At 68.9% G+C, this 18,887-nt stretch carries 17 protein-coding genes, 1 tRNA gene and 1 pseudogene; 16 read left to right on the plus strand and 3 right to left on the minus strand.

Annotated elements, in window-relative coordinates; all coding sequences use genetic code 11:
• Window positions 1-4: 4 nt before the first annotated feature.
• From VMT65_RS25265 to VMT65_RS25330, 14 genes and pseudogenes are all read left to right on the plus strand, one after another.
• The gene (locus VMT65_RS25265; protein WP_326310876.1) at window positions 5-1,387 is read left to right on the plus strand and encodes a SidA/IucD/PvdA family monooxygenase; all 1,383 of its coding nucleotides are present in this window, start codon (window positions 5-7) and stop codon (window positions 1,385-1,387) included.
• Window positions 1,384-2,772, plus strand: coding sequence for an aspartate aminotransferase family protein (locus VMT65_RS25270; RefSeq protein WP_326310877.1), 1,389 nt, complete (start codon window positions 1,384-1,386; stop codon window positions 2,770-2,772). Before VMT65_RS25265 ends, VMT65_RS25270 begins: the two co-directional genes overlap by 4 nt.
• A gap of 21 nt (window positions 2,773-2,793) precedes the next feature.
• Window positions 2,794-4,026 carry a fatty acid desaturase gene (locus tag VMT65_RS25275; RefSeq protein WP_326310878.1) on the plus strand — a complete coding sequence of 411 codons (1,233 nt, stop codon included), beginning with the start codon at window positions 2,794-2,796 and terminating at the stop codon, window positions 4,024-4,026.
• Window positions 4,016-5,065 carry an amino acid kinase family protein gene (locus VMT65_RS25280; protein ID WP_326310879.1) on the plus strand — a complete coding sequence of 350 codons (1,050 nt, stop codon included), beginning with the start codon at window positions 4,016-4,018 and terminating at the stop codon, window positions 5,063-5,065. The genes VMT65_RS25275 and VMT65_RS25280 overlap by 11 nt, the downstream gene beginning before the upstream one ends.
• Window positions 5,062-6,444, plus strand: a complete 1,383-nt coding sequence (locus tag VMT65_RS25285; RefSeq protein ID WP_326310880.1) for a hypothetical protein — start codon at window positions 5,062-5,064, stop codon at window positions 6,442-6,444. Before VMT65_RS25280 ends, VMT65_RS25285 begins: the two co-directional genes overlap by 4 nt.
• Complete coding sequence (locus VMT65_RS25290) at window positions 6,438-7,520, plus strand: aspartate-semialdehyde dehydrogenase (protein ID WP_326310881.1); 1,083 nt, start codon at window positions 6,438-6,440, stop codon at window positions 7,518-7,520. The genes VMT65_RS25285 and VMT65_RS25290 overlap by 7 nt, the downstream gene beginning before the upstream one ends.
• A complete protein-coding gene (locus VMT65_RS25295) occupies window positions 7,517-8,752 on the plus strand; it encodes an MFS transporter (RefSeq protein ID WP_326310882.1) in 1,236 nt (411 codons plus the stop codon). The genes VMT65_RS25290 and VMT65_RS25295 overlap by 4 nt, the downstream gene beginning before the upstream one ends.
• Window positions 8,736-9,374, plus strand: a complete 639-nt coding sequence (locus tag VMT65_RS25300; protein ID WP_326310883.1) for an FMN-binding negative transcriptional regulator — start codon at window positions 8,736-8,738, stop codon at window positions 9,372-9,374. The genes VMT65_RS25295 and VMT65_RS25300 overlap by 17 nt, the downstream gene beginning before the upstream one ends.
• 3 nt (window positions 9,375-9,377) lie before the next feature.
• Window positions 9,378-9,665, plus strand: coding sequence for a YciI family protein (locus tag VMT65_RS25305; RefSeq protein WP_326310884.1), 288 nt, complete (start codon window positions 9,378-9,380; stop codon window positions 9,663-9,665).
• A complete protein-coding gene (gene mqo / locus VMT65_RS25310) occupies window positions 9,656-11,137 on the plus strand; it encodes a malate dehydrogenase (quinone) (protein ID WP_326310885.1) in 1,482 nt (493 codons plus the stop codon). The genes VMT65_RS25305 and mqo overlap by 10 nt, the downstream gene beginning before the upstream one ends.
• Before the next feature lie 126 nt (window positions 11,138-11,263).
• The gene (locus tag VMT65_RS25315; protein ID WP_326310886.1) at window positions 11,264-12,175 is read left to right on the plus strand and encodes a dihydrodipicolinate synthase family protein; all 912 of its coding nucleotides are present in this window, start codon (window positions 11,264-11,266) and stop codon (window positions 12,173-12,175) included.
• Window positions 12,176-12,202: 27 nt separating this feature from the next.
• The gene (locus VMT65_RS25320; RefSeq protein WP_326310887.1) at window positions 12,203-12,517 is read left to right on the plus strand and encodes a (2Fe-2S)-binding protein; all 315 of its coding nucleotides are present in this window, start codon (window positions 12,203-12,205) and stop codon (window positions 12,515-12,517) included.
• Entirely contained in the window at window positions 12,514-13,941 is a 1,428-nt protein-coding gene (locus tag VMT65_RS25325; protein ID WP_326310888.1) for an FAD-dependent oxidoreductase, read from the plus strand. The genes VMT65_RS25320 and VMT65_RS25325 overlap by 4 nt, the downstream gene beginning before the upstream one ends.
• Before the next feature lie 49 nt (window positions 13,942-13,990).
• Window positions 13,991-14,806: pseudogene (locus tag VMT65_RS25330) on the plus strand (proline racemase family protein); the annotation flags it as partial.
• A 55-nt stretch (window positions 14,807-14,861) separates the two neighbouring features.
• Here VMT65_RS25330 and VMT65_RS25335 read toward each other — a convergent pair.
• Entirely contained in the window at window positions 14,862-15,878 is a 1,017-nt protein-coding gene (locus VMT65_RS25335) for an FAD-dependent oxidoreductase (RefSeq protein ID WP_326310889.1), read from the minus strand.
• An 84-nt stretch (window positions 15,879-15,962) separates the two neighbouring features.
• Here VMT65_RS25335 and VMT65_RS25340 point away from each other — a divergent pair, with 84 nt between their 5' ends.
• On the plus strand, window positions 15,963-16,643 hold the full coding sequence (locus VMT65_RS25340) for a TetR/AcrR family transcriptional regulator (protein WP_326310890.1): 681 nt from the start codon (window positions 15,963-15,965) through the stop codon (window positions 16,641-16,643).
• Window positions 16,644-17,205: 562 nt separating this feature from the next.
• Here VMT65_RS25340 and VMT65_RS25345 read toward each other — a convergent pair.
• Window positions 17,206-17,293: transfer RNA gene (locus VMT65_RS25345), tRNA-Leu, on the minus strand.
• A 139-nt stretch (window positions 17,294-17,432) separates the two neighbouring features.
• A complete protein-coding gene (gene mihF / locus VMT65_RS25350) occupies window positions 17,433-17,747 on the minus strand; it encodes an integration host factor, actinobacterial type (RefSeq protein WP_033091590.1) in 315 nt (104 codons plus the stop codon).
• A gap of 273 nt (window positions 17,748-18,020) precedes the next feature.
• Between mihF and VMT65_RS25355 the strand changes: the two genes are divergently transcribed.
• Entirely contained in the window at window positions 18,021-18,854 is an 834-nt protein-coding gene (locus VMT65_RS25355; protein ID WP_326310891.1) for a tetratricopeptide repeat protein, read from the plus strand.
• Window positions 18,855-18,887 lie beyond the last annotated feature (33 nt).

Here is an 18,887-nt window from a genome sequence, read left to right on the forward strand (position 1 = left end):
CATCATGACCGCGATCGTGCACGACATGATCGGGATCGGCTTCGGCCCGGCCAATATCGCGCTGGCCGTGGCACTCGAGGAATTACAGCCCCGGGTGCGCCCCTTGTTTCTCGAGGCCCGCGACCGCGTCGTGTGGCAGCCGGAAATGTTGCTCGCCGGGTCGGACACTCAGAACAATCCGGTCCGCGACCTCGTCACACCGCGCAATCCGCGCAGCAAATACAGTTTTCTGAATTTCCTGTTCGAGCAGGGCCGGATGCTCGAATACCTGAACCTGGGACTGGAATTCCCGCTGCGTAAGGAATACAGCCGGTACATCTCCTGGGTGGCCTCGCATTTCGGAGACCGGGTCGAGTACGGCGCGACCGTCGACGCCGTGGACGTCACGACCCTGCCCGACGGCACCGAGGGGTATCGGGTCGGGCTGGCCTCCGGTGAATCCCGGTTGGCCCGCGTGGTGGTGCTGGCGCCGGGCCGAACCCCGTACCTGCCCGCGCCTTTCGACGCCGTCGACTCCGCACGCGTCGTCCACCTGACCAAGTACGAGAGCACCGTGACCCGGTACGCCGAGGAATTCGCCGCCGGTGGCCGGATCGCGGTCGTCGGCAGCAGCCAGAGCGCCGTCGAACTGACCCTCGATCTGGCCAGGCGGTTTCCCCGCACCGAGATCGTCACCCTGGTACGCGGTTTCGGTCCGCGCATGAAGGACGTCTCCCCCTTCATGGAGGAGAGCATCATGCCCGAATTCGTCGACTATTACTTCCACGCCTCACAACAGAGCAAGGACCTGCTCGACAGCGATCTGCGCTACACGAACTATTCGGCCGCCGACGCCGACGTGCTGCGCGCGCTGTACCTGATGATCTACGAACAGCGCCTCGACGGCGCGCAGAAGGTGTTCGTACGCAACAACTCCGAGGTCTCGGCCGTGTCGGCGACCGCGAACCAGGTCGAGCTGACCGTCCGCGACCGGCACCGCGGCGACCTGGCACGGGAACGGTTCGACCTGGTCCTGCTGGCCACCGGCTTCCGCAACTTCGGTCCGCGCCCCGACCAGGAACCCTATCCCCCGCTGCTGGAAAACCTTGCCCCGCAGCTGCATCGCACCGATCAGGGCGCACTCGCGGTCGGCTACGACTACCGGGTCGCCGGGGCGCACGGGCGCAGCCTGCCGCCGCTGTTCGTCTACAACCTGTGCGAGTCCTCGCACGGCATCTCCGACGCCGGATCGTTCAGCCTGCTGTCGCTGCGCGCGGAGACGATCTCGCGCACCGTCGCCGACCTGCTCGACCCCGCGGTGCAGGTTGCCCCGGTGCTGTTCGGCGGGGGCACCTCACCGGTGGCAGCTCCGGCCGGAGACAGTGTGTCGGGAGGGCTGCCCCGATGACGCAGCAGCTTCCCCTACGACCCCGTGCGGCGGTGCGCACCGAGCTGCCCGGCCCGCGCTCGCAACGGCTCCTGGAACATCAGGCGCAGGTCGAGTCCTCCGCCCGTACCTATCCGCGGCACACGCCGATCGCGGTGGCCGGTGGCTCGGGTTCCTATCTGACCGACCTCGACGGCAATGTGTTCCTCGACTTCCTGTCCGGCGCGGGCGTTCTCGCCCTCGGGCACAACCATCCGGACCTGGTCGCGGCCGCGCACCGCCAACTCGACGTGCACCCGCACCTGCTGGACTTCCCCACCCCGGCCAAACAGGAATTCACCGACCGGCTGATCGGGCTGCTGCCCGAACCGATGCGCGAGCGCACCAGGATTCACTTCTGCGGCCCGACCGGTGCCGACGGCATCGACGCGGCCGTGAAACTGTGCAAGACGGCCACCGGCCGCGGCGACGTAATCGCCTTCCACGGCGGATTCCACGGCAGCACCCAGTCCACCATCGCCCTCACCGGATTGCGCGGATCCAAGGAACACCTCACGAATCTGCTTCCCGGCGTGGCGTTCTTCCCCTACTCCTACTGCTACCGCTGCCCCCTCGGCCTGACACCGGACGGCTGCGAGATCAACTGCGCGCAATACCTGGACAATATGCTCGCCGACCCGAACGGTGGCGTGCGCAGGCCCGCGGCCGTGATTCTCGAGCTGGTCCAAGGTGAGGGCGGAGTCATCCCGGCACGGCGCGAATTCGTCGAGCGGGTGCGAAAGATCACCGCCGCCAACGACATTCCATTGATCGTGGACGAGGTGCAGACCGGATGCGGGCGCACCGGCACCTGGTTCGCCTTCGAGCAGTACGGCATCGAGCCCGACGTGGTCGTCGCCTCCAAGGCCATCGGCGGCGGCCACCCGGCCGCGGTCATCCTCTACGACCGCCGCCTGGACGGCTGGCGGCCCGGCGCGCACACCGGCACCTTCCGCGGCAATCAACTCGCCTTCGCCGCCGGGGCCGCGCTCATGGCGGTGGTGGCCCGAGACGGCGTGCTGGACAACGTGATCGACGTCGGCGCGGTGCTGCGCCGGGGTCTGCTCGAACTGCAATCGCGCCACCGGTTCCTCGGCGAGGTCCGCGGGCTCGGACTGATGCTCGGCGTCGAGCTCACCGACCTGGGCCCCTGGTCGTCATCGGAGGTGGCGCAACGTCTGCGGGGCGCGGCGCTGCGCCGCGGACTGCTCTTCGAGCTGGCGGGCCGCAACGACAATGTCGCGCGGTTCCTGCCGCCGCTGACCCTCGGCCGCGACGAGGCCGCCGAGGCATTGGAAATCCTGGGCGCGGCCTGCGCGGAGGTCGCCGCCCACCGCGCCACCGAACCCACCGGTGGCCTCGAATGAACACCCAGAAGGGAGCCCACGATGGTCACATCAACGGGCCACACTTCCCCCGTCACACCCGACAATGAGGCCGAGTCGGCCGCGATTCGCGCCTCCTACCAACGCTTTCCGGCCTGGACCCAGCACCTGTGGACCTGGATCACCGGCAAGGCGCTGCCCGGGCAGCAACCCCTGATCCGGCTCAACCCCGTCACCTACCTGATCTGCGATCTGCTCGCGCTGGCCGTGGGCATCGGCTCGGCCTGGTGGATCGTGGCGGGCGGGGTGTCGTGGTGGTGGCTGCTGCTGCCGCTGTGCTGGATGCTGAGCACCTCGGCGTCGCGGGTGTGCTCCACGGTGATCGCCCATCACGCGATCCACGCCCGCTTCACCCACAAGATCCACCGCGACCGCATGATCCACCAGGTGCTGTCCACGCTGGTGTGCACCGACGACGCGGACCAGTACTACGAGGACCACATCAACCTGCACCACCGCAAGGAAACCTTCGCCACCATCGCCGATCCCACGATCCAGCATCTGCTGCAACTGCGCTTCCGGCCGGGCATGAGCGAGCGCGCGCTGTGGCGGCGGCTGGCCGTGGTGATCGTCTCCCCCAAGTTCCACGGCGAGTTCCTCTACACCCGCTTCGCCCAAAACCTGTGGCGCTGCGCCAATTACCGCAAGGTCATGGGTGCGGTGTATCTCGCGGCGGTGTTCGGGCTGGTCGCCTGGCAGGGCACGTGGCTGGAATTCACGCTGGCGGTGCTGGTGCCGTTGGTGCCGCTGTATCACGTCGTCGCGCTGCTGGAGTTCCTCAGCGAGCACGCCTGGTTCAAGGCCAAGGATCTGCGACTGTCCGGCCGCGCCTTCCACGTGTCGCACTCCTGGGGCCGCTTCAGCGGTGACCCGGTCCCCGCACCCGGCCTGCCCCTGGGCACCGCGCTGCGCGCCTGGACCCGCTGGACGCTGCGAATGATGTTCTACCACTTGCCGTCTCGAATCACCGTGGTGCCCGGCGACCTGGCCCAGCACGACTTCCACCACCGGCGACCCTCCACCAGCGAATGGGTGCGCGCGGGCTATGCCCGCCAAGCCGACATCGATGCCGGACACCCGAAATGGCCCGCGTACACCGATGTCTGGGGCCTGGGCAATTCGATCGGCAAGGTGTTCGAGATCCTCGCCCACGAACAGCCCACCGAATGGGGACTCTCCGGCGAGAAGCGCCGAAGTAAGGCCGCCGCCGTCGCCGAGGTACGCCGTGCCGGATAGCGGATACGACATCACCGTCGTCAAGTTCGGCGGCTCCTGCTTCATCGATCTCGACGACTACACCGCCGTGGCAGGCTATTTGGCCGCATTGGTGAGCGCCGACGGTCCCTCGAACCGACGCGCGGTGGCCGTGGTGAGCGCCATGTCCGGCACCACCGGCCGACTACTCGAGGCGGCCCGAACCCTCGACCCCGGACTGCGGGCACCGGCCCAGGACCACATCCTGGCCACCGGCGAAATGGTCAGCGCGAGCTTCCTGCGCGCCGCGCTCGACGCGCGGGGCTGCGCGGCCACCGACCTGTGGGCCGGACAGAACGGGCTCGGCAGCGACGGGCAGGCCACCCGGGCACGGATCATCTCGATGGACCCGCGGCCGCTGCTGGACGCACTGCGTGCGCACCGCGTGGTGGTGGTCGCGGGCGGGCAGGCCACCGATGCCACCGGCCGGGTCACCATGCTGGGCCGCAACAGCTCCGATCTGACCGCGGTGGCGATCGCCGCCATGCTCGGTGTCGACCGCTGCGAGATCTTCTCCGACGTGCCCGGCGTGTTCACCGCGGACCCGCACCTGGTGCCCGCGGCGCAGCTGATGCCCGAGCTGAGCTACCGGCAGTGCGCGGCCATGTCGCTGGCCGGTGCGAAAGTGCTGCACCACGATTCGGTCCGCATGGCCGAGGCGCACGGCGTGCGCATCGAATGCCGGGCGCTGACGCCCGGCGATGTCGGCGGCGCGCTGGTCGCGGCCACCGGCACCGTGGTCGGCACCGGATCCGGCCGCGTCGCCGTCGTCACCGACCGACGCCGACTGGACCCGATCGGCGAGTACGGGCTGGTGTCGGTCATCGACACCGACGGCCGGGCGCGCAGCAGCGTCGTCGGCCTCGCGGAGCTCGACTCGGTCGCCAACGCCCTGCACGCACGACTGGTCGAAAGCGGTGCGCCCGCAACAGAATTCGTACGGCCCAAACGCCGCTCGAACCACAGTGACCTGCTGACCCGCTCGGGGGCTCCCGACCATTCCGGAGGTGATCCGGCGTGATCGTCTCCGAACTGCCCGACCTCGATTCCTCCCTCGCCTATATGCGAGCGCTGGGCAAACCAACGGTCGCCCAGCTGCTGGACGAAACCGCCTCGCGCGCCAGGCCATTGATACAGCCGCGCTGCGGGGTCGGCGGCCACGAAGCCATGCGGGCCCTGCTGACCGGGCTCGAGGCGACGGCCGCACCCGATATCGCGACCGTCACCGTCGACTCGCACACCCGGCTGCTGCGCTTCGACAGCGTGCGTGCCGCCCTGGCCGCCGATCCGGCCAGCCTCAATGGCTACCCGCTGGTCACGCACGGCTGGCGACGGGGTCGGGAGCTGAACGAGGCGGTGGCCGCGCCGATTCAGGTCCGGCACGGCTCACCCGACGCCCGGCAGCTGTTCGCGGTCAGCATCGCCTCGGGATTCACCTCGTTCGAAGGCGGCGGCATCGGCTACAACGTGCCCTACGCCAAGGACGTGCCGATCACCGAATCACTGCGGTCCTGGCAGCAGATCGACCGGATGGCGGGTGAGATCACCGCCGCGGGCGTGACCATCGACCGCGAGCTGTTCGGCACCCTCACCGGCGTGCTCATGCCGCCGTCGATCTGCCTGGCCACCACGCTGCTCGAGGCCGTACTCGCTGCGGCACAGGGGGTTCGGTGCCTGTCGATCTCCTATCCGCAGGGCGGTCACCCCTGGCAGGATCTGGCCGCGCTGCGCGCGATCACCGCCCTGGCCGCCCACTATCTGGCCGACCGGCCCGAGGTGCGGGTGCACACCGTGCTGCATCAGTTCATGGGTGTGTTTCCCGCCGACCGCGACCGCGCCGTCGAACTGATCGGCTACGGCGGGCTCATCGCGGCGCGCGGCCGGGCGGCCAAGGTGATCACGAAATCGCCCGCGGAGGCCAGCGGCATTCCGACCATGGCCGAGAACGCCGTCGGCCTGGTGACCACCCGCTTCGGGATGAGCGCCGCCTTCGACTGGTTCGCCCTCGACGAGGAGGCCATCGCGCGTGAGCAGGACGCGATCGAACGCGAAGTGCGCGAGCTGATCGACCCGGTGCTCGACGCCCCCGACCTCATCGACTCGATCGGCGTGGCCTTCGCCGAGGGCCGGCTCGACGTGCCGTTCCCGGCCAGCCGGTTCGTGCGCGGCGAGGTCATCTCCTGCCGCGACCCGCAGGGCGCGATCCGCTTCGCGCGCTTCGGGAATCTGCCCTTCGGCACCCGCAGCCGACGCGAGAACGACCAGCGGCTGGAGCGAACGGCCGGGACGCCGGTCGACAGCGCGGGACTGGTGCGCGACGTGGAATATTTCGCCCGCGCCTGCGAGCCCGACCCCCTGCGCTGGCTGCATCCGACACCGGCGGGAGCCCGAACATGCTGAGAGAAAACGGATTACGGGTCGGCATCGTCGGAGCGACCGGACTGGTCGGCGCGGTACTGCGCCGCCTCCTCGCCGAACGCGACTTCCCCGTCGCCGAGCTGCGCTACTTCGCCTCCGCGCGATCGGCCGGACGAAAACTACCGTGGCGCAACGGCATCGCCGCCGAGCAGATCGCGGTCGAGGACCTGGCCACCGCCGACCCGTCGGGACTCGACCTCGCGATCTTCTCCGCGGGCGGCGACATCGCCCGCACCCATGCCCCGCGCTTCGCGGCCGCGGGTGTGACGGTGATCGACAATTCGTCGGCCTGGCGGCTGGACCCGGACGTCCCGCTGATCGTGGCGGAGGTCAACGCCGACACCGTGTCCCAGGCGCGCAAGGGCATCATTGCCAACCCCAACTGCACGACCATGGCCGCCATGCCGGTGCTCGCGCCGCTGCATCGCCGCGCCGGACTGGTCCGGCTGACGGTGAGCAGCTATCAGGCGGTGTCCGGGGGCGGCTTCACCGGGCTCGACGAACTGTCGGCCGCCGTCGACGCCGCCCGCGGGCACGGCCGTGCGCTGGCGTTCGCTGGCGACGCGGTGGACTTTCCCGAACCGGCGCGCTTCCCCGCCTCGATCGGATTCAACGTGATCCCGTTGGCGGGCAGTCTGGTCGACGACGGTTCGCTGGAAACCGACGAGGAACAGAAGCTGCGCAACGAGAGCCGCAAGATCCTCGCCATCCCGGACCTGCGGGTGTCGGCCACGTGCGTGCGGGTCCCGGTCTACACCGGTCACTCCCTGGCCGTGCACGCCGAATTCGCCGAACCGATCACGCCGCGACAGGCGACCGAGCTGCTCGCCGCCGCACCGGGTGTGCGCCTGCACGATCTGCCGACACCGCTGTCGGCCACCGGTCGCGATCCCAGCCTGGTAGGTCGCATCCGACAGGACCGCGGCGTCGCGGACGGGCGCGGCCTGGTGCTGTTCATCAGCGGCGACAATCTCCGAAAAGGCGCGGCGCTCAACGCCGTTCAGATCGCCGAGCTCCTCATCGCCGATCCGCTCCACGATCGGGCCGGATCCTCATGAGCACGGCGGCGTTCACCGCGAAACCCGTGCCGATGTGGGCGGTGTCGGTCACCGTCTTCCTGGTCGCGCTCAATCTGCGACCCGCGATCACCGCCATCGCCCCGGTCGCGACCCTCATTCGCGCCGACGCGCACACCGACTCGGCGACCATCGGAATGCTCAGCGCCGCCCCGATATTGGTCTTCGGGCTGCTGTCGGCGTTCGTCTCGAGGCTCGGCACGCGGCTGGGCTATCAATCCGTCGTCGCCTACGCCCTGCTGGTGTTGGCGGCCGGATTCGGCATCCGACTGCTGCCCGGCCTGATTCCCATGCTGTGGGGCATGGTGGTCATCGGTGCCGGGATCACCGGACTGAACGTGCTGCTGCCCGCCTACATCAAGGGCCACCCGCCGCACCGCCGCGGGCCGCTGATGGGCCTCTACACCGTCTGCCTGTACCTGGGTCCCGCGCTGACAGCCGCTGTGACGCTGCCGATTTCGCGATGGCTCGGCTCCTGGCAGCTGGGCCTGTTCGTGTGGGTGATCCCGGTGGCGATCGCGGCACCGGCCTGGCTGCTGCTGCGCAGGCGCGAGGGCGACACCGAAACCGCTGTCGCCCAGCGCCGCACGATCAGCCTGGCCGCGGTGAGCTACCAGCCGCTGACCTGGTCGATCGTGACGTTCTTCGCCATCATGTCGGTCCTGTTCTTCACCATCGCCGGCTGGCTGCCCAACATCCTGGTGCAGGCCGGACACGGCAGCGGCAGCGCCTCGTTCCTGCTCGCGCTCGCTGAATTGACCGCCATCCCCTGCGCGCTGGGCGTCTCGATTGCCATCCACCGCACCCGCAACCAAGTGTGGGCCACCGTCCTCGGTCCGGCGCTGCTGCTGGCCGGGACGGCCGCCATCGCGCTGCGGCCCGACGGCTGGACCCCGGTGTGGATGATCGTGTTCGGGGCCGGGCTCGGCATCGCCGGTGGCGCCTCGTTCTCGCTGCCCCTGCTGCGGACCCGCAGCGCCGCCGAGGCGGCCCTGGTCGCGGGCCTCACCCAGACCGTCGGGTACTCCCTGTCCGCGGTCGGTCCGGTGGGAGCCGGTGCGCTGCACGACCTTACGGGCTCGTGGGGCCCGGTCCTGGCCGTCCTCGCCGTCTGCATCGTCATCCAAGGCGTCGCGGGAGCGTACGCCGGGCGTGGCGTGTTCATCGAAAGCCCTCGAGAAGAAGGAGCACAGGTCCGTGTCCAACAGTTCTGAACGGCACAATCCGCTGTACCCGCCACGGGTGCATCTGGAAATGGACGAGCGCAAATCCCTGCGCATCATGGAGACGTATCGATTCGCCACCATGCTCTCCGCGCCGCGGCCCGACGAGATCGTCGCCACCAACCTGCCGCTGATCCTGCAGCGCGAACGCGGGCCGCGCGGCACCCTTTTCGGCCATCTCGACAGCGCCAACCCGCACGCCCGACTCCTCGACGGGCGACCGGTGACCGTGCTGTTCCACGGGCCCAACGCCTACCTGTCGCCGAAGGTGCTCACCGGAAATCCACTGCCCACCTGGAATTCGATCAGCGTCCATGTCCGGGGCACCGCCACGCTCCTCAACGACCGCGAACAACTCCTCGACGGCATAGCCAGCATCGCGGAGAAATCCGACCCCCACGACTACGAACTCGACTACGGCCATCCGCGAATCGATCAGATAATCGGCCGGGTCACCGGATTCGAAATCGAAATCCACGACATTGTCGGCCGGTTCAAGGTCTCCCAGGACCTGGACGCGGACAACCGCGCGCGAGCCGCCGAGGCGATGGCCGTGGTACGGCACGCGGACGAGCGGGCCGTCATCGAAGACGCCTTCGGGATCACGAGGTAGACCATGCCCATCTTCGCAGTGGAATACGCCTACGGCGCTCCCGGGTCGACGCAGGCGAAAAACTATGAGCGGCTGCATGTTCCGCATCTCGACTGGGTCAAGAGTCTCTACGACGCGAACACGATCCACCTGGCCGGGAGGTACGCGGATCTGTCCGGTGCGTTGTTCGTCGTCGAGGCCGAGGACGAGACCGCGGTCCGGGAATTGTTCGCCGGTGACCCGTTCGCCACCCAGGACGTCCTCACCGGCGTGCGGGTGCTGCCGTGGAGCGTCAGGTTCGGATGGCTGTGACCGAGCGGGTCGATGTCGCCATCATCGGCGCGGGCATCATGAGCGCGACCTTCGCCACCCTGATTCGACAATTACAGCCGGACTGGTCGATCGCGGTATACGAGCGCTTGCCCGAGGTGGGTCTGGAAAGCAGCGAGCCCTGGAACAATGCCGGCACCGGGCACGCGGGCCTGTGCGAACTCAACTATTCGCCGCGTGGACCCGACGGCTCCGTCGATATCGCCAAAGCGCTGGAAGTGAATGAGAAATTCCAGATTTCGCGCCAGTTCTGGGCCTGGGCGGTCGAGCACTCGATACTCGGCGAGCCCGGCGGATTCATCAACGCGGTCGATCATTTCAGCTTTGTTGAGGGGGCTGAAAATGTGAAGTACCTGCGGCGGCGATACGACACGCTGGCAACCCATCCGCTGTTCGCCGACCTGCGCTTCAGCGCCGACCCGGGCCTGCTCGCCGATCGGCTGCCCCTGCTGGCCGCCGGTCGCGACTCACCCGCCGAGACCGCGATCAGCTGGAGCACAGCGGGAACCGACGTCGACTTCGGGCAACTCACCCGGAGGCTGTTCGAATTCCTGCGCACGACAACGACCATCCATCTCCAATGCGAGGTGACCTCGCTGTCCAGAGCCGATCCCGGCTGGCGTCTGCAGCTCGAGGACCGGCGCTCGAAGAACCGGTCCACGGTCGAGGCGCGCTTCGTGTTCGTCGGCGCGGGCGGGCACTCGCTGTCGCTGCTGCGGCGCGCCGGGGTGCGGGAAGTCCGGTACGTGGGCGGATTTCCGGTGTCGGGACAGTTTCTGCGCTGCACGAACCCGGAGGTCGTGCGGTCCCATCACGCCAAGGTCTTCGGCCTGCCCGCCCCCGGCGCTCCCCCGATGTCCGCCCGACATCTCGACACCCGGATCATCGACGGCCAGCGGTACCTCGAGTTCGGGGCCTATAGCGGATGGTCGCCGCGGTTCCTGAAACACGGCTCGCCCCTGGACTTTCCACGATCGGTGGGCCTCGGGAATCTGGTTCCCCTGACCCGGGTGGCGATGGACAATCGGCCGCTGCTCCGGTTCCTGATCGAGGACGTCACCCAGCCGATGCACGGGCGGCTGCGCGCACTGCGCGAATTCGCGCCCCAGATCGATTCGGGCGATTGGGAATTGATCACCGCCGGTCAGCGCGTCCAATCCGTGCTGTCGGACGGCGGGCTGCGCGGCGGCAGACTCGAATTCGGCACCTCCGTGGCCGCGACCGCGGACGGCTCGCTGGCCGGATTCCTGGGCACACTGCCGGGCGCGTCGGGGGCGGTATCGGCGGTGTTGGAACTGATCGACCGCTGCTTCCCGACGCGGCGGGCGCGCTGGGAACCGGAGATTCGCCGGATGATCCCGGCCTACGGCCGCTCGCTCGACTCCGATCCCGCTCTCTGCGAGGAGATTTCGGCATGGACGAATTCGGCGTTGCGGCTGCGCCCGACCGCGTGATCTGACAGCAAAACCCATCTTGCGTGACGCAGGCCACTTGGCTACGCTCTGTGCAATGTCACACTTCACATAACACAGAGCGTTCGGGTGGCGGTATCCCGCACCGGCTCACAGAAGGAGACGACGATGTCCGATTCGATCGCGACGCCCGCGAGCAGGCCCTGGCACGGGGTGCTGGTCGCCACGACGCTGCCCTTCGCGCGGGACTACTCCGTCGATCACGACGCCTTCGGTGAGCACGTCGCGTGGTTGGCCGCCAATGGCTGTCACGGCGTCAGCCCGAACGGGTCGCTGGGCGAATATCAGACCCTCACCGACGCCGAGCGGGCGGCGGTCGTCGCCACCGCGATCGCCGCCGCCCCACCGGGATTCACCGTCATGCCCGGCGTCGCGGCCTACGGCGCGCTGCAGGCCGCCCGCCTGGCCGAGCAGGCCGCCCACGCCGGGGCGCACGCGGTGATGCTGTTGCCGCCCAACACCTATCGCGGCGGCCGCGACAGCATCCTCGACCACTACCGGACCGTGGCGCGGGTCGGACTGCCGATCGTGGCCTACAACAACCCCGTCGACACCCGCATCGACCTCACCCCCGCCCTGCTCGCCGAACTGCACGCCGAGGGCCTGATCGTCGGGGTCAAGGAGTTCACCGGCGATGTCCGGCGCAGCTACGAGATCAAGGAACTGGCACCCGATCTCGACGTGCTCATCGGCGCCGACGACGTCGTGCTCGAACTCGGCATCGCCGGGGCCGTCGGCTGGATCTCCGGCTACGCCAACGCGATTCCGCGCTCGGCCGTCGCGCTCTACGACGCCGCGCTGAACCGCGACCTGGACAAGGCGCTGCCGCTGTACCGCGAACTGCACCGGCTGCTGCGCTGGGATTCGCGCACCGAATTCGTCCAGGCCATCAAACGGTCGATGGATCTGGCCGGGCGACACGGCGGCCGCTGCCGTCCGCCCCGGCTGCCGTTGACATCGGAACTGCTGGCCCGCATCGACGCCGACACCCGCGCGGTCCTGGCCCTGGGCCACCACTGATCCGCCCGCTACGAGAGAGATATTTCCTTGAGCCCCACAATCATTCCCCCGGACTCCGACCCGGTCGGCCGCGCCGATCGGCCACTGTCGATCACTTTGGACGGCACCGCCGTTCCCGGCGTGTACGGGCAGACGCTGGCCTCGGTGCTGTTGGCCGACGGGCGCACCAGGTGGCGCACCGCGCCGACGGGCGGGGCCCGCGGGGTGTTCTGCGGCATCGGTGTGTGTTTCGACTGCGTGGCCACCGTGAACGGCATCCCGGACGTGCGCCTGTGTCGGCGTCCCGCCCGCGACGGTGACGCGGTCACCACCCAGACCCGGCTCGAGGGCGGCGCGCGATGACCCGGCACGTGGTGGTGATCGGCGGCGGACCGGCGGGCACCGCGGCGGCCGCGTCCGCGCTCGGGTGTGGCGCGCGAGTGACGCTCATCGATTCCAATGAACAACTCGGCGGCCAATACAACCGCAGAATCCCCGCCGACTACGGGGTGCGGCGGCCGCTGAGCATCGGTCACGGCTACACCGCCGCGGAACACCGGGCGCGCCTGCTGCGCGAGCATCCGCGTTGTGAATACCTGGCGTGGGCGGCGGTCTATCAGATCGAACAGCACGCCGAGGGCGGCTGCCCCGCCGTGCGTGTGCTGATCGGCCAGGAGGGCGAGCGACGCACCCACCGGCTGGTGCAGGGCGACGCGCTGGTGATCGCCACCGGTGCCTACGATCGCGTGTGCCCGTTTCCGGGGTGGGACCTGTCCGGCGTCTATACCGCCGGTGCCGCACAGACTTTCGCGAAAACCCAGCGGGTGCTCGTCGGCCGGTCGGTGTTGATTTCGGGTACCGGTCCCTTCCTGCTCCCCGTGGCGCAGTCACTGGCCCTGGGCGGGGCGACGGTGACGGCCGTACTGGAGGCCAATCCGGGGCGGCGCATCCTGCGGCACTGGGCCGCGCGGCCGTGGCAGCTGCGCCACAGCCTCGGCAAGGTCGGCGAGCTGTTCGAGTACATCGGATGCGGTGTGCGCCATCGGATTCCACTGCACACCTCGCGCGCGGTGGTCGCGGTGGCCGGTGACGGTCGTGTGGAAGAGGCCACCGTCGCCCGGCTCGACGAGAACTGGACACCCATCCCCGGCAGCCACACCACGGTCGCGGTCGACGCCGTCGCGGTCTCCCACGGGTTCACCCCGCAGCACGAACTCGCGCTCGCGGCCGGAGCGCGCCTGGACGCCTCCGGATTCGTCCAGGTCGACGACACCCAGCACACCACCGCCGAAACCGTGTGGGCGGCAGGGGAAATCACGGGCATCGGCGGAGCCGCCGTGTCCGATATCGAAGGCACGGTCGCCGGAATCGCCGCCGCCGGTGGCGATCCCGACGCCGACCGGGCCTTGCGCGCCCGCCACCGCACCGCGCAACAGTTCGTCGCCCGGCTGGCGGCCGCACACCCCATCCGGCCCGGCGTCCTGAGCTGGGCGCGGCCGACCACCGTGATCTGCCGCTGCGAGGGCACCACCCACGCCGAACTGACCGCGGCCTGGACCCGCTCCGCGGGCGAGGGCTACCGGCCCGCCAAACTCGCCACCCGCGCCGGACTCGGCCCCTGCCAGGGGCGCATGTGCGCGGCCAATATCGACGCGCTGCGCGCACACCCCTACCCCGACGCGACCGCCACCGACGGCCTCGCCGCCGCCACCCCGGCCTGGCGTCCGCTCGCCGCACCGGTGCGGCTGCGCGAACTCGCGGAATTCGACACTGAAGGACAACCCTGAAATGCGTAGCAGCCACCTCATTTCCGCCATCGACACCCACACCGAAGGCATGCCCACCCGCATCATCACCGGCGGGATCGGCCCGATACCGGGCATCGACATGGCCGAGCGGCAGGCATTCTTCGCCGAAAACCATTCCGGACTACGAGGATTGCTCGTCAACGAACCGCGCGGACACGCGTCGATGGTCGGCGCGATCCTGCAACCCGCCACCACCCCCGACGGTCACTTCGGTGTCCTGTTCATCGACGCCAGCGGCATGCTGCCGATGTGCGGGCACGGCAGCATCGGCGTCGCCACCGCCCTGGTCGAGGCCGGAATGGTGCCGGTCACCGAGCCGGTCACCGAGATCCGGCTCGACATGCCGAGGGGACGCATTGTCGCCGCGGTCGCGGTCTCCGGCGGGCACGCGGACTCGGTCACCCTGACCAATGTGCCCGCGTTCTGCGAGAGCCTCGACAACGATATCGAGGTGCCCGGGCTGGGGACGGTGCGCTACGACATGGCCTACGGCGGCAACTTCCACCCCATCATCGACCTGGGCAAGCTCGGGCTGCCCTACGACCGGGAGCACAAGGACCGCATCCTCGACATCGGATTGCGAATCATGGACGCCATCAACGAATTCCAGCGTCCCGTGCATCCGGAGGACGAACGGATCTCCGGCTGCAAACACGCCATGTTCCTGGCCCCGGACTCCGAACCCGCGCACGTCCGCAATCTCATGGCCAACTACCCGCGCTGGTCGGACCGCTCCCCCTGCGGCACCGGCACCTCGGCGCTGCTGGCCCGCCAGCACGCGCGCGGATACCTCGCCAATGACGATGTGCTGCGCAGCGATTCGCTCATCGGCACCACCTTCCACGCCCGATCGGTCGGGGCCACCACCGTCGGAGACCGGCCCGCGATCGTGCCCACGATCACTTCTCCTCGTAGGCGGCGAGGGCCGCTTCGATGTCATCGGGGTGCGCCGCGATGGCCAGGGCGAGTTCCGCGCCGTCGAGCATGGCCAGGTTCGCGCCGTCGCCCGAGGGCGGCATCAGGTGCGCGGCGTCGCCGAGCAGGGTGACGCCGGGGACGCGGTGCCAGCGGTGTCCGGTGGGCAGGGTGTGGATCATGCGGGCGACCGGGGCGGTGTCGGAGGCGGTGATCAGCGCGGTGAGTTCGGGGGCCCAACTGTCGAATTCCGCTGCCAGACGGTCGATTACAGCATCAGGGTCGCTGAAATCGAGGGCGGCGATCCATTCGGCGGGGCGCGTCAGCTCGACATAGGTGTGCAGGGTGCCGCCCGCTTCGCGGTGGGCCACGATGCCCTTGCCCGGCGTCAACGCGGACATCGCGCCATCGCCCACCGCCTCGGCCGTCGCGGGATGGCGGGTGTCGGCGTCGTGGAGGTAGGTCTCGATGAACGTCACGCCGACGTATTCGGGTGTGGCCGAAGACAAAAGCGGGCGCACCTTCGACCAGGCGCCATCGGCGCCGACCAGCACGTCGGTGATCACCGTCTCCCCGTTGGCGAACGACAGCTCGTGGCGGCCCGCACGGAGGGGGCGAACGCCGCTCAGCTTGTGATCCCATCGCACCGTCTCCGCGGGCAGGGCATCGAGCAGAATGCGGCGCAGGTCGCCGCGCAGCACCTCGGGACGAGTGGCGGTGCCGTCGTCGGGGAGGTCGAGCAGCACGGTGCCGTGCTGGTCGAGCACGCGCGTGGCTTCCGCGCCCGCGTGGATGATGGCCCGGAATTCGTCGGTCAGCCCGGCCGCTGCCAGCGCCCACTGCCCGTCGTTGGGGTGGATGTCGAGCTGGCCGCCCTGAGTGCGGGCCTGCGGAGTGGGATCCGCCTCGTAAACGGTCGCGGGGATGCCGTGAACGTGCAGGACGCGGGCGAGCGTGAGTCCGCCCAGGCCCGCGCCGATGATCGTGACTGGCGTCGTCATCGTCGTACTCCTCTCGAATCGATATTGGAACGTTGTTCCATAGCCACTTTGGAACAACGTTCCATTCGTGTCAAGATGAGTGTCATGACGACCACAACGCGACGGTCCGGGCGGCGCGCGGACGGACTTTCGAAGGAGCGGATCGTCGAGGCCGCGATCGACATCCTCGACACCGGCGGCGAGCACGCCCTGACCTTCCGGTCCCTCGCCGCTCGTCTGGCCACCGGCAGCGGGGCGATCTACCACCACGTCGCCAACAAGGACGAGCTGCTCGCGGCCGCGACGGACGCGATCATCGCCCGGGTCGTCGTGGACACTGCCGAGGCAGCCACGCCGCGAGACACGATCCGGGCTCTCGCGCTCGGGGTGTTCGACGCCATCGACGCGCACCCGTGGGCAGGCGCGCAGCTGTCACGAGAGCCGTGGCAGTCCGCGATGCTGCGGATTTTCGAGGGCATGGGTGCGCAAGTGCAGGCGCTCGGGGTTCCCGAGCACGCGCAATTCGATTGCGCCTCAGCACTTGTCAACTATCTGCTCGGTCTCGCGGGACATTACGCCGCGGCCGCGCGCCTGGTGCCGCCCGACACCGATCGGACCGCCTTCCTGGCCACGGTCGCGGCCGAGTGGGCGCGGCTGGACGCCGACCGACACCCCTTCGTCCACCGAATCGCCGCACAACTGCGCGATCACGACGACCGCGAGCAGTTCCTCGCCGGTATCGACCTGATCCTCGGCGGCATCGACACACTGCGCCACAAGCAATGAGCCAGGCCACATTCGGCCGTCGATGTGAGGCTGCGACGGTCGACTGTGCCGTCCGTCCCATCGCATTGCCGATCGGCGTCGCGGAATCCTACGCTCGCGAACGGTCCACTGTTTTCCCCGAACGACGAAAGGCGGTTCCTCATGACGACGCTCATCCTCGCGGGCATTGTGACAGCGGGAGTGTTCGCCTTCTTCCACGATCGAAACAACATGGACTTCCGCGCGCGCGAAATCGCCGAATACCGCAACCGGAAGTAATGCCCGGGCGGCTGGAGGTTCGTCCAACCGCCCCCATCGGCCCCTCCCACGGTCTTGGAGCTTATGCGTCTTCGATCGGCATGTGATGGCGATTACATTTGCCAGATCCACCGCATCACATGCCACCTCGGAGAACATCGATGTTCGAGCCCGACCTCACCCGCAGGCCCCTCGCCCGCGCAGCCACCTGGCTGTCCCTCGTGGTGAGCCTCGCCGCCCCGGCATGTGCGCTACTGATCCTCATCCACCACACCCTGTGAAAAAAGCGCGAGCCCCGTTGCAATGCAACGGGGCTCGCGCTTCGTGGTGTCCGGAGGGGGACTTGAACCCCCACGCCCTAATACGGGCACTAGCACCTCAAGCTAGCGCGTCTGCCATTCCGCCACCCGGACCGGTGGTGCTCAGCAAGGTTATCGGATCGGACCGCGTGGACCAAATCGGCCGATTTCCTGCGGTTTCACCGAGCAGCCAGACGCGGTGGAGTGGTTGCCGCCGGGTCGATTTCGCGACCCGGCAGGCCACTCCCCGATCTCAAGCCTTCAGCGCCTCCAGCAGCGCGGCGCGCTGCCGGGAGCCCAGACCGCCGATGCGACGGTCGGCGGGGATCTCGGCCTCGTCCATCAGCTTGGCCGCCTTGACCGGGCCGATGCCCGGGAGCGCCTTGATGACCGCCGACACCTTCGTCTTCTTGACCAGGTCCTCCTTGTCGGCGCGCTTGAGGAGTTCGCCGAGGCTGAGCGAGCCCTTCTTGACCTGCGCGATCATCTCCGAGCGAGCCTTGCGAACCGCGGCGGCCTTGGCCAGCGCCTCGGAGCGTTGTTCGGGGGTCATGGTGGGCAGAGCCATATGTCCTTACCTTTCACTCGTTCGCTGGTATTTCGCCGACGATTCAACAGGACAGTGGGCCTTGCGCAAGTACGACACACCGCGTAGACGCGGCCGACACGTCGAACGACCGGCGAATTACGGCCTTCGAGTACCCGCGAGGGGCACTTCGGACACCGGTCACATGACCAGGTGTTTGCTGAAAAACGTAGCTGGCAAATACGGGACGCCGCGGGCGGTATCGGTACTACGGTATGCGCGAACATCACACGGCACCGGCGGAAGGCGGGGCAGATGAAGGGGTCGTATTCGTACGCCGAACCGGCTGCGACCGCACCACCCCTGGCGGACCGATACGACAGCGCGGAGCCCGTGACCTGGAACGGGGCGCAGGTCTATCCCCTGCACTCGGAGGCCATCGGCGTCTCACCGACCACGGTCCGACTCACCCTGCGCACGGCCGCGCCGCGGCCCGGGGTGCGCAGCCTCGGCATCGGCCTCGGCGTGGACCGCGGCGACGTGTTGCTGGGCGGCCGCCGGCTCAGGGGGGTTGACGTGTGGAGCGATGCCATGACCGGGGGCATCGACCTCGAGATCTGCCCGACCGGAGCCGACGCCGCCATCACTCTGACACCGGTTTGGGTGGACGAGAGCGATGCCACCGTGTCGTGGTCGGGCAACTACGGAATGCTCATCACCCGCGAACCCACCATGACCGTGCTGCACTGCAGCACCGGGGTCGGACCGCCCGATTTCGGTGAGCTCGTCGTCGAATTGGCCGTCGCCCTCACCCCGCCCGCGCCCGAACCGCGCGCCGAGGCCAGTCGTTACCAGAACGCGCTCTACGAGCTCGGTGTGGCGATGCAGAGTCGCGGCGACGAGGATCAGGCCTGCCAGCTGTGGACGCAGGCAGCCGAATTCGGGCACCTAGCCGCGGCCTACGACCTCGGCGTGCTGCGCTACCGGCGAGGTGAATTCTCCGAGGCCGAACACTGGTGGCGCACCGCGGCCGAACATGGCGACGCGCGCGCCATGGCCGGGCTCGCGGAACTGTTGAACAGGCGGGGTAATACCAGCGAGGCGCGGGTGTGGCGGGCCGCCAGCGCCGCCGAATCGCACCTGGGCTGAAATTCGGTCAGTGCGAATCGGCATGCGCTGCAA

The organism is Nocardia sp. CDC153 (assembly GCF_035818515.1).
Classification (GTDB): domain Bacteria; phylum Actinomycetota; class Actinomycetes; order Mycobacteriales; family Mycobacteriaceae; genus Nocardia.

What these genes read in the sequence shown, in the direction of transcription:
- VMT65_RS25265 (WP_326310876.1), top strand. Translation starts at nt 5, where the DNA reads ATGACCGCGATCGTGCACGACATGATCGGGATCGGCTTCGGCCCGGCC.
- VMT65_RS25270 (WP_326310877.1), top strand. Translation starts at nt 1,384, where the DNA reads ATGACGCAGCAGCTTCCCCTACGACCCCGTGCGGCGGTGCGCACCGAG.
- VMT65_RS25275 (WP_326310878.1), top strand. Translation starts at nt 2,794, where the DNA reads ATGGTCACATCAACGGGCCACACTTCCCCCGTCACACCCGACAATGAG.
- VMT65_RS25290 (WP_326310881.1), top strand. Translation starts at nt 6,438, where the DNA reads ATGCTGAGAGAAAACGGATTACGGGTCGGCATCGTCGGAGCGACCGGA.
- VMT65_RS25295 (WP_326310882.1), top strand. Translation starts at nt 7,517, where the DNA reads ATGAGCACGGCGGCGTTCACCGCGAAACCCGTGCCGATGTGGGCGGTG.
- VMT65_RS25305 (WP_326310884.1), top strand. Translation starts at nt 9,378, where the DNA reads ATGCCCATCTTCGCAGTGGAATACGCCTACGGCGCTCCCGGGTCGACG.
- mqo (WP_326310885.1), top strand. Translation starts at nt 9,656, where the DNA reads ATGGCTGTGACCGAGCGGGTCGATGTCGCCATCATCGGCGCGGGCATC.
- VMT65_RS25315 (WP_326310886.1), top strand. Translation starts at nt 11,264, where the DNA reads ATGTCCGATTCGATCGCGACGCCCGCGAGCAGGCCCTGGCACGGGGTG.
- VMT65_RS25325 (WP_326310888.1), top strand. Translation starts at nt 12,514, where the DNA reads ATGACCCGGCACGTGGTGGTGATCGGCGGCGGACCGGCGGGCACCGCG.
- VMT65_RS25335 (WP_326310889.1), bottom strand. Translation starts at nt 15,878, where the DNA reads ATGACGACGCCAGTCACGATCATCGGCGCGGGCCTGGGCGGACTCACG.
- VMT65_RS25340 (WP_326310890.1), top strand. Translation starts at nt 15,963, where the DNA reads ATGACGACCACAACGCGACGGTCCGGGCGGCGCGCGGACGGACTTTCG.
- mihF (WP_033091590.1), bottom strand. Translation starts at nt 17,747, where the DNA reads ATGGCTCTGCCCACCATGACCCCCGAACAACGCTCCGAGGCGCTGGCC.
- VMT65_RS25355 (WP_326310891.1), top strand. Translation starts at nt 18,021, where the DNA reads ATGAAGGGGTCGTATTCGTACGCCGAACCGGCTGCGACCGCACCACCC.